The organism is Herbiconiux daphne, from assembly GCF_024979295.1.
Taxonomy (GTDB): domain Bacteria; phylum Actinomycetota; class Actinomycetes; order Actinomycetales; family Microbacteriaceae; genus Herbiconiux; species Herbiconiux daphnes.
Genome location: NZ_JANLCJ010000606.1, coordinates 1 through 582, shown reverse-complemented (window position 1 = coordinate 582; position 582 = coordinate 1). Strand labels below are relative to the sequence as shown.

1 protein-coding gene is annotated in these 582 nt (G+C 37.6%); it reads right to left on the bottom strand.

The genetic code is table 11. The annotated features are described in order from the left end of the window. The coding region (locus N1032_RS26710) for a hypothetical protein (protein ID WP_259543690.1) at positions 1 to 512 on the bottom strand (512 nt) is incomplete at its 3' end. Between the last annotated feature and the right edge of the window lie 70 nt (positions 513 to 582).

Here is a 582-nt window from a genome sequence, read left to right as displayed (position 1 = left end):
TTCTTTCCCCAAACATCACCAGCAATTGCTTGTTGTTCACCAAAGAAATCACAACCAGAACCAGAACCAATTGCATAAAAACTTTTAGGATCTAGGTTACGTATCTTGTATGAAACTATACGACCGTTTTTATGTTTGGGGTAGAAATGTGAAACAACTTCACGGTTTACTGAAGATAGACCTACACGAACTCCAAAACGTTCAGCAGTTAAACGAGAAATACCACGGGATTTCAATTCCATGATTGGAAGTTCATTTGCTTCTGCAAGAACAGATTCTCGTTCTTCCTCAGTCAACTCTCGTTTGATTTTACGAACAGATTCAATATCTGCACGATTAGCTTCGGTAATTGTCTCTCCATGCCCACAGCGATTGCAGAATGTCCACTCTTCACCTGTCTCTGTATTGCGCCAGTGTTGTAAATGGTTATGAGTTCTATCATTACCAACTTTTATACACTCAGGACATCCAGAATCTCCAAGAAGCTCTTTAACACCATAAATTTTTGCCATATATTGCATTCTCCTTATGCAAAAATTTTTATATCATTTATACACTGTTTTGGATTCAACTAAATCCACA